This is a genomic window from Bacillus sp. AFS059628, from assembly GCF_002571225.1.
Classification (GTDB): domain Bacteria; phylum Bacillota; class Bacilli; order Bacillales; family Bacillaceae_G; genus Bacillus_A.
Genome location: NZ_NVEC01000036.1, coordinates 76,743 through 84,384, shown reverse-complemented (window position 1 = coordinate 84,384; position 7,642 = coordinate 76,743). Strand labels below are relative to the sequence as shown.

The 7,642-nt window shown below is 34.7% G+C and carries 14 protein-coding genes; 8 read left to right on the top strand and 6 right to left on the bottom strand.

What is annotated here, in order from left to right; genetic code table 11:
- Positions 1-444: 444 nt before the first annotated feature.
- Positions 445-609 carry a hypothetical protein gene (locus COL05_RS31355; RefSeq protein WP_001985786.1) on the bottom strand — a complete coding sequence of 55 codons (165 nt, stop codon included), beginning with the start codon at positions 607-609 and terminating at the stop codon, positions 445-447.
- A gap of 101 nt (positions 610-710) precedes the next feature.
- Between COL05_RS31355 and COL05_RS13230 the strand changes: the two genes are divergently transcribed.
- The 3 genes from COL05_RS13230 to COL05_RS31350 all read left to right on the top strand — a co-directional run bounded on the left by COL05_RS13230 (position 711) and on the right by COL05_RS31350 (position 2,037).
- Positions 711-1,340: a Holliday junction resolvase RecU gene (locus tag COL05_RS13230; RefSeq protein WP_098668939.1), complete on the top strand. Its 630-nt coding sequence runs from the start codon at positions 711-713 to the stop codon at positions 1,338-1,340.
- A gap of 138 nt (positions 1,341-1,478) precedes the next feature.
- A complete protein-coding gene (locus COL05_RS13225) occupies positions 1,479-1,862 on the top strand; it encodes an ArpU family phage packaging/lysis transcriptional regulator (protein WP_074619649.1) in 384 nt (127 codons plus the stop codon).
- A 13-nt stretch (positions 1,863-1,875) separates the two neighbouring features.
- Positions 1,876-2,037, top strand: coding sequence for a hypothetical protein (locus tag COL05_RS31350; protein WP_180233452.1), 162 nt, complete (start codon positions 1,876-1,878; stop codon positions 2,035-2,037).
- A 988-nt stretch (positions 2,038-3,025) separates the two neighbouring features.
- On the opposite strand, the gene COL05_RS13220 is transcribed toward COL05_RS31350, so the two are convergent.
- Entirely contained in the window at positions 3,026-3,232 is a 207-nt protein-coding gene (locus COL05_RS13220) for a hypothetical protein (RefSeq protein ID WP_098668938.1), read from the bottom strand.
- A gap of 278 nt (positions 3,233-3,510) precedes the next feature.
- Positions 3,511-3,648 carry a DUF3956 domain-containing protein gene (locus COL05_RS13215; RefSeq protein WP_080377444.1) on the bottom strand — a complete coding sequence of 46 codons (138 nt, stop codon included), beginning with the start codon at positions 3,646-3,648 and terminating at the stop codon, positions 3,511-3,513.
- A gap of 269 nt (positions 3,649-3,917) precedes the next feature.
- Here COL05_RS13215 and COL05_RS13210 point away from each other — a divergent pair, with 269 nt between their 5' ends.
- A complete protein-coding gene (locus COL05_RS13210) occupies positions 3,918-4,124 on the top strand; it encodes a hypothetical protein (protein ID WP_098668937.1) in 207 nt (68 codons plus the stop codon).
- 144 nt (positions 4,125-4,268) lie between these two features.
- On the opposite strand, the gene COL05_RS31345 is transcribed toward COL05_RS13210, so the two are convergent.
- Entirely contained in the window at positions 4,269-4,424 is a 156-nt protein-coding gene (locus COL05_RS31345) for a hypothetical protein (RefSeq protein WP_180233451.1), read from the bottom strand.
- Positions 4,425-4,667: 243 nt separating this feature from the next.
- Here COL05_RS31345 and COL05_RS13205 point away from each other — a divergent pair, with 243 nt between their 5' ends.
- The 3 genes from COL05_RS13205 (at position 4,668) to COL05_RS13195 (ending at position 5,960) form a co-directional block, all read left to right on the top strand.
- A complete protein-coding gene (locus tag COL05_RS13205) occupies positions 4,668-5,231 on the top strand; it encodes a recombinase family protein (RefSeq protein WP_098668936.1) in 564 nt (187 codons plus the stop codon).
- 74 nt (positions 5,232-5,305) lie between these two features.
- The gene (locus COL05_RS13200) at positions 5,306-5,620 is read left to right on the top strand and encodes a hypothetical protein (RefSeq protein WP_098668935.1); all 315 of its coding nucleotides are present in this window, start codon (positions 5,306-5,308) and stop codon (positions 5,618-5,620) included.
- 106 nt (positions 5,621-5,726) lie between these two features.
- Positions 5,727-5,960, top strand: coding sequence for a hypothetical protein (locus COL05_RS13195; RefSeq protein WP_098476713.1), 234 nt, complete (start codon positions 5,727-5,729; stop codon positions 5,958-5,960).
- A gap of 156 nt (positions 5,961-6,116) precedes the next feature.
- On the opposite strand, the gene COL05_RS13190 is transcribed toward COL05_RS13195, so the two are convergent.
- Complete coding sequence (locus COL05_RS13190; RefSeq protein WP_098668934.1) at positions 6,117-6,335, bottom strand: hypothetical protein; 219 nt, start codon at positions 6,333-6,335, stop codon at positions 6,117-6,119.
- A gap of 18 nt (positions 6,336-6,353) precedes the next feature.
- Positions 6,354-6,551: a hypothetical protein gene (locus COL05_RS31865; RefSeq protein ID WP_098668933.1), complete on the bottom strand. Its 198-nt coding sequence runs from the start codon at positions 6,549-6,551 to the stop codon at positions 6,354-6,356.
- A 445-nt stretch (positions 6,552-6,996) separates the two neighbouring features.
- Between COL05_RS31865 and COL05_RS13180 the strand changes: the two genes are divergently transcribed.
- The gene (locus COL05_RS13180; protein ID WP_098668932.1) at positions 6,997-7,509 is read left to right on the top strand and encodes a hypothetical protein; all 513 of its coding nucleotides are present in this window, start codon (positions 6,997-6,999) and stop codon (positions 7,507-7,509) included.
- The last annotated feature ends 133 nt before the right edge of the window (positions 7,510-7,642 follow it).

Genomic DNA, 7,642 nt, shown 5'->3' with positions numbered 1-7,642 from the left:
AAAGAAAAAATAAAGGACCATAGATTAATGTTATGTTTCATTGCTTTCTCCTATGTAATTAAAATATTTACATTTGATTTTACTGGAAAATTAAAGAAAAAGATAGTGATTATAATTTGAAATAAATTTTTTAATAAAATAATCCTTTTACGAAAAAAAGGCCCCGTTGTCTCCAACAGGACCTTTCCTAAAATGGCAAAGAGTAACTCTTACCTTACTCTTTGTTCATATACTACAAGGTTTTTAAAGGAAATCCAAGGCTCTTCATATTGAGAAATAAAGAAGAATCATTTTAAATAATTTTATCATTGTTATAAATAAAGGAGCAGTTAGCCAAAACTAACTGCTCATCTCCAAGGGGGAACAAGGAGAAAAATCTAATGTCATCTATATTATTGACGGAATATTGAGTTTTATTCATCGGGGGTGTACTAATTATGTAGATTACATGAGAAGTCCTATTAACATCCAGGCTGCTCCGAGCAGAATTAAAGCTTCGAATGTAATCCAAAACTTTCTTTTTTCTGGTTTTTGAAATTCTTTAATTACAGAAAATATGGCACTTATTCCTACAAGAGTAAAAAGAGCAATTCGAATTGTTTCAGTCATTTGCATCACCACCTAAGATTTGAATAGTTTAATTATATATTAATTACCATTTTATAGAAACTTAATAAAATAATCCTTTTAATAGAAAGCGAGGAATAACAATGGGAATAGGAAACCGTGGCATGGCATTTGAAATGCTTATTAATCTGGTGAATGAAATGTATCAAAGAGATGGAGTAGCGCTTATAAACAAGCGTCCGACTCCTGTGAAGGTGTTAAAAAGTAAAGGTGGCCGTGTACTAAATGGATTCTATGAAGCTAAAAGCACCGTAGACTATGACGGCGTGTATAAGGGACGAGCTATTGCCTTTGAAGCGAAATCTACAGAGAATGCTACACGATTTGATTTAAAGAACATTGCGCAGCATCAATTGGATTACTTGGAGAAAGCTGAGAAGATGGGAGCGATTTGCTTCTTTCTTATAGAGTTTAGTAAGGATAAGTCGGTATTCGCGGTACCACTATCAGTCATTCAATCTTACGTAAGGATGTCGCATCAACCAAAAGGTAAGAAGTCTATCCCAAGAGCGGACTTTGATATTTATGGGTACTTAGTAGAACAGACGGAACGAGCGCCAGTGGATTACTTGCAATATGTAGATGAAGCGGTGGCACCAGTAATGTTTGATGGAATGATTCAGTTTGATCAGGACCATAAGAAGGTAGCTAATAACATTGAAGCAGCAAGAGAGACGATGTCTAATAAGAAACGCAAGTTATTAAAGGCTTAATGGATAGCGGAACCATGCAGAGTAGATTGGTGGGGGCTACTTTACTAAGCATGTTTCCCTTATTCAACAAAGAGATAGTAAAATTTCACGTACCTGATGTGAATGTAAAAAGACAAATTCGAAATAGGGGGATTATTGATGGAGCAATTAGCATTCTTTCCAGAAATCACGAATGAAGAGTACAAATTAATACAAAAAGAAGTAGCAAAGGAGTTATTCAGTTACAGAGTTCTAAGGGTCCGTATGCAGAACCAGGAAGAATGTTCAAATCAAAATATCTCCTTGTTCCCTGAATTACGTGACACTAAGAAAATCAATGATTACAAATATATTCAGATTAAAAGAGCGTTGGAGCATGCGTTAGATCCAGAGCAAAGGGAGATCATTGAGCGGAAATATCTGAAGAACGGAATGGTAAGCGATAAGAATGTGAAAGCTCAAATGTTTTTAGAAAACAATTGGTTCTATGCTCAAAAGAAGAATGCAATTATGGCGATTGCTACAGCACTAAGAATTATATAAAGGGGATGAATTTATGAGAGTTATTTATCTGTTATTTCTAAACGGTAAGTATTATGGATGTGGTTCAAAAGATCATATTAATTCCTTGATAACAGATTATATTGTGAATTGCGATATGTATGGGAAAGAAGAAGCAAATTTTAAGGTTTTGAAATCAGAGAAAAAACACGGATAAAATGCGGATAAATTAACGATAAAGGGGCGGATAAGCAAATGCGTATTTCAAATTATTATTATCTTACAAGCTCATTCAAGAGCTTTTGGACAGCCCTTTGACAACCGCATATCGAAGAGGATTAGTACACCTATAAGTGAAACGTTCTTATGCGAGAATGTCACGGTAACGTATACCGCATAGTAGGGCGGGCAAGGCGGTACGAACCCGCAAAAGACGAAAAGACCAATGAATGTATTACAATGACATATTCCAGTGTGGCGGGTGTGAGATAACTCGCATTCGTCATGCTGTTTCTAATTTGTATCAATCGATCAGTACAGAATCCACCTTCTGTATTGAATATTGATATAAAATTCAATATTCCTGTTATGTTGATTTCTAAGAATGGGGATGGTTTTCATGATTGAATGAATGCCGTTCTAAAAATCTAAAACAGTATACGTGATCTCGTACATTAGTAATTACTCACGATTCTTATTAATGACCAAAACGAGGGCAAAGAGTTCCACTCTTTGTTTGAGCCAATACAGCGGAAACATTCCCCTTCCGTCTCTCTAGTGTATTGGTTCAAACAAGGCGTCGGAAGAAACGCATACGTCTTGATATAAAATTAAAAAACTTTATAAGAGAGTGCCTACCTCTCTTTGAGGCGAGACAGCTCTTACGCATGGAGCACCTACTGAACGTCGTCGGTTGAAAGAGATTATGGAAACTCTTGCTCTTCTCCAGGTCACCGAACACAGGGCGTGTAGCCATACTAGTTGATGCGGTGGCTTGGAGAAGGTTGAGAGTACTCAGCCTTGGACTAAGAGAAACTTTTCCATTTGTTTTCTCTCTTCCATCCCCTTGAAAGAAAGCTGTCACTTCGGTGGTGGCTTTTTCTTTGTTATATAGAAATTACATATTAAACGTATTTAAATACTGTTTTAGGTATAATGTGAATTGACTCATACTGGTACAGATAACAGATATTTTTCTATTTAGATTAAATGTTAAATGTACCGTGAAACTCTTGGAAATACAATGTTGGAAAAGGGTAATGATATTGGTATATTACGGGATAAGGCGGAATTGTAGGAGTAAAGGGAATGTGCACAGGTTGCATACCATATTGTCCATATGAAGGATGTTGAGGTAAATGTTGCCAAGATGAAGCTGGAGCTACAACAATCCTCATCGTTAAAGGATTCATAATATAATCACTCCTAAAGTAGTATTCATGTATTAGGGTATGCGTTCACTTAATATAGATGTGCACAATCTAGGCCTATAAACGTAATAATTAACGAACAAAAAATATGGTTACTAATCTTATGATGTGTCCATTATGGATGTTTTATTTTTAGAACAAACATGTGTATAGCAATTAGAGCAGGCGCTGCCGTGATTTGGGTGGCGTCTTGTTTGTTGTTAAGGAAAGATAAGGGGGAAAAAAAGAGAGCTAATGCTCTCTTTTTTGGAATGTGGTAATTAATCGCAGATTGGTATTCCGAGAACTCTTAGAGCTAATGCTACTTGAAGAGAAATCTCTAATCTAGCAATTTCAATACCAGCTACTGAGAGAACTAAAAAAGGTTGTCCATTTACAAACAAAACGCAACTATCCATGGTTACGCCTCCTTTCTAGCAATCTACTATAGTATATGAATGAAACGGTAATATGCAATAGTTAGATTAATTGATTTAATAGAATTGATAGATTAGCCCATTTAAACAAAACAAACGAACATAACGATTGAAAATAGAGGGGGAAGATAGACTCGCAAATAGAAATATTATTAGTCTAAAACACAAAATATAGACTAGTAAACAAGCTGTTTTCCCTTTTTAATCATAGAATATGATGAATTCTATTTTTAGAGGAGGGAATCATATCTATGGGATGGAATAATAATTTGGGGCATTCTCGAGATTGTAATAGCTTTTGGGATGATTTAGTATTTTGCGGATGCGGTCGTAGACGCAGAAGAAACGATTTTAATGACTGTCATTGTAGACGCGATTGCGATTGTGACGAGTGTCGTCGTAGACGTAATCATGACCACGATCGTGATCATGATCATGGTGAACATCGAGATTGGTAAAATCTTTCGAAAGAGTGCATATCTTAATCGCACTCTTTTTTGTTATGTTTTTATGATTACTTATTAACGCCAAGGATACAGTTTCAATTTGATTGAACATCTAACAAAACAAACGAAAACAATTAATGAAGATACAAGCGCCAGTTAATTAACTAATGCTTGTACCAATTTAATAAGGACATAGAGGATTTGAATTAAAAAGTAGATGTTTTCTAGTGGTGTGGAATTACGCTGTTTCTTATCCATATCTACTTGCAGTTTATTTCCGTTTGATGATTTAAATTCTATTTTTAGTTTCATATATGGTTCTCCCTCTTAAAATGTCGTGTCATTACATTAGATCATACAGATACTAGTTTATGAAAGTAATGTCCAAAAAATAGACATGTGTTTCATTTTCTATGTCTAAAAGTTGACCCTTTTGTACAGTTAAAATTTATAGGTTAAAAACTTTGTAAACAGATAGTTGTTAATGTCTAAAAGATAGTCTAAAATAAAAGTATATAATTCTTAATACTTTTAGACTATTTTGAGGTGATTTGGATGGCGATTGTTGGTTATGCAAGGGTAAGTACAAAAGATCAAAACTTAGATGCACAAATTGAAAGGTTAACAGAATATGGTTGCGACAAAATATATTCTGAAAAGTACAGTGGAGCTAATAGTGATCGAGAAGAATTGCAAAAGGCATTAGAATACATGAGAGAAGGAGATAAATTTGTTGTTTGTAAAATAGACCGTTTAGCTAGATCAATATTTGATTTGCATAAGATTGTAAATCAATTAGCTGATCGGGGAATAGCGGTGGTATTTCTTAAAGAACAAATTGATTTCTCTACACCTGCTGGTAAATTAATGTTCACTATGCTAGGAGCTATTGCTGAGTTTGAAAGAGATTTAATTAATGAAAGAACAGCTGAGGGCAGAGAAAGAGCTAAAGCGATGGGTAAACATATGGGACGTAAAGGGCAGGATGAAAAGCAAGTGAAACAAGCTATGAACTTATTCTTTAATAGGAAAGAAAATGGCTTAAGTGTAAATGACATTTCAAAAATGACGGGGGTTCCGCGTTCTACTATTTATGCAAAAGCAAAAGAACTAAAGTAGCGAATCCGCTGCTTTTTTATTTTATAAAAAATTCACTTTAAACATTTCTTATAGCTAAAAATACTTATGTAAATATAGAAAACAGATTTGATTCTTGGAATGAGGGGATCGATGTGGATATAACACATACTATAGCGAGAATAGTGGTTAATGGGAAAGATCTTCCGTTTACTTCAGTTCGGACTACTGCATGGATAAATGGACCGGCGAATGATTTAATTGTTACGACTAAGCAAAGAATAGATGAGCTTTATCGTTTTATGTGGTCACGGGTGCCAGTTATGCTAACAATGTATTTCCTTCAGGGTGCTGACGTAATGCGATTTGCTAGGGTCGCAGGAGTTGATGAAAGTATAATGGGAGAATATATATATCATTTTATTTGGTGATAAACCAAACTTTAAGTAGCCTAACAGCTGCTTTTTTATTTTATAAGGAATTGATTATAATGGCTGTTTATTTATGGTAATATGAGTGAAAAAAGATGGTGGTTGAATGATATTAGGATTAAGTTTAATTGTATTAGGGATTTTAATTGTTGGTATAACTACGTCCTATATAGCAAGGGAAAATGGAGGGATAAGTTGGAAAGAAGTCCTGGTATTCCCTGTGGGATTAATTTTAGGTATGATTTTTGATCACTTTGATTTACCGGAGTTTTTTATATTAGTAGGGTTAGTATGTATTGTATTAGGTAGCCTTATGACAATGGGGATCAGTATAATATAGAAAATTTAATTGCAGAGAGCATCTAAATTAGGATGCTTTTTTATTTTACAAAAAAAGAACCTGCAAACCTGCAGATTCTCCTGATAATGATTTATGGAGCAAGACCCGAAAATATAATACAATAATTCGAAAATGAGTTCAAGAGTGTTTGGTAATTCAAGCCGCGCTATAATTTTTGTTTTTATGCTTCTTTCTAATATCCATAAAAGCTAACAATGCTCCTATAGCACAAAGGCCTTTAAACCAAAGGAATTCAGAAGAAAATAATCCGCCAAAGAAAGCGACTGAGTGTACAAAACAAGTAATACCAAATAACCAAAGCATGAACTTTAATTCTTTTGAGGAATATTTATAGTTTTTATATCTTTCCCACATACGTATCAACTCCTATTGTTATGAGGTTCTGTAGTTTTTCTTTTTGAAATCACGCATGTTTAGGATAAAGAATAGGAGGAAGATAACAGCTGCGATACCATTAATCCAATAGTATGTACGCCCTGTTGTGTATCCGCTATAGAAGGAATAGGTATTCCAAATTATAAGAAGTACTGAACAGACAGTAGAGATCATTAATGAGCCAAAGCTTCTCATGATTTTCACCTCAATTCAAAATGTTAGAACTTACTTATAATTTTACATTTAAATAAAAGGATTTACAAGAAGAGGGAATAAAAAAAGAACCCGCTGGAGTTCGGGTCCTTTTCAGAAGTGATGATGTATTCTCGGCTTGGGAACTGAGAAAAACACAAAAATATAATACATCGAGTTTTAGAGAATTTCAATACTAAATTAGGGATTAATGCAAGGTGGTGAATATAGCTAGGAAACGAAGTTTAAATTGTAAAGGGAATAATTTGTTACTACATTTTAAATTTTACAAAAAATAACTATTTCCTTCATATTCCAAGAAGGTTTTACAAAAAAATACATAGAAATATAAATATATGGTAATGAAATGAGTCGAATTTTCATCATGACTGATATCCATAATATGTTCATTTCAATTAACATGAAATACACATAGAGGAGAGCGATTATGAAAAGAAAAATCGGTACAGTAGTCGTAAGTTTATCTGTTTTAGGATTTGGAATTTTTGGTGTTAATCATGGAAATGGCGGAGGAATTGTTAAAGCTGACTCTGTAGGAGATCACGGAGGAGCACCTGCATATGCACATGGAAATCATGGCGGAGCACCATCTTATACTCATGGAGAGGGATGGTCTCCGAGTTATGCACATGGACATACCGGAGGAGCGCCTTCCTATACTCATGGGCATACAGGAGCAACAGTTTATGGATATGGAGACTATCCAACATCTTCTTTTAATGGAGGAGATACTCCTTCACTTAAGTTAGAAGCTGATGGAGATCATGGAGGAGCACCAACTTATACTCATGGACATTACCCTGCACCAAAGTTAGGTTCGGAGGGGCATACAGGAGGGGCGCCTGCTTACAATAAGGGAGATACACCTGCACCCAAGTTAGAATCACATGGAAATACTGGCGGAGCACCTGCTAACACAGAGTCTGGTGGAGGGATTTAACTAATTCTAATATGAAAGTTGTAAGTTTATATAGAAGAAAAAGACTTTGTAATTTACAAGGTCTTTTTTCTTTGTAAAAAAGTTATTCGAAGGGAGAAATGAACGAGTTTCTTCCTATTATATAGAAGGTGGT

Excerpts from the sequence above, each read along its gene's own strand:
- COL05_RS13190 (WP_098668934.1), bottom strand. The coding sequence starts at position 6,335 with ATGTGGGAAAGATATAAAAACTATAAATATTCCTCAAAAGAATTAAAG.
- COL05_RS13210 (WP_098668937.1), top strand. The coding sequence starts at position 3,918 with ATGGGATGGAATAATAATTTGGGGCATTCTCGAGATTGTAATAGCTTT.
- COL05_RS31355 (WP_001985786.1), bottom strand. The coding sequence starts at position 609 with ATGACTGAAACAATTCGAATTGCTCTTTTTACTCTTGTAGGAATAAGT.
- COL05_RS13220 (WP_098668938.1), bottom strand. The coding sequence starts at position 3,232 with ATGAATCCTTTAACGATGAGGATTGTTGTAGCTCCAGCTTCATCTTGG.
- COL05_RS13195 (WP_098476713.1), top strand. The coding sequence starts at position 5,727 with ATGATATTAGGATTAAGTTTAATTGTATTAGGGATTTTAATTGTTGGT.
- COL05_RS13215 (WP_080377444.1), bottom strand. The coding sequence starts at position 3,648 with ATGGATAGTTGCGTTTTGTTTGTAAATGGACAACCTTTTTTAGTTCTC.
- COL05_RS13225 (WP_074619649.1), top strand. The coding sequence starts at position 1,479 with ATGGAGCAATTAGCATTCTTTCCAGAAATCACGAATGAAGAGTACAAA.
- COL05_RS13230 (WP_098668939.1), top strand. The coding sequence starts at position 711 with ATGGGAATAGGAAACCGTGGCATGGCATTTGAAATGCTTATTAATCTG.
- COL05_RS31350 (WP_180233452.1), top strand. The coding sequence starts at position 1,876 with ATGAGAGTTATTTATCTGTTATTTCTAAACGGTAAGTATTATGGATGT.
- COL05_RS13205 (WP_098668936.1), top strand. The coding sequence starts at position 4,668 with ATGGCGATTGTTGGTTATGCAAGGGTAAGTACAAAAGATCAAAACTTA.
- COL05_RS13180 (WP_098668932.1), top strand. The coding sequence starts at position 6,997 with ATGAAAAGAAAAATCGGTACAGTAGTCGTAAGTTTATCTGTTTTAGGA.
- COL05_RS31345 (WP_180233451.1), bottom strand. The coding sequence starts at position 4,424 with ATGAAACTAAAAATAGAATTTAAATCATCAAACGGAAATAAACTGCAA.
- COL05_RS31865 (WP_098668933.1), bottom strand. The coding sequence starts at position 6,551 with ATGAGAAGCTTTGGCTCATTAATGATCTCTACTGTCTGTTCAGTACTT.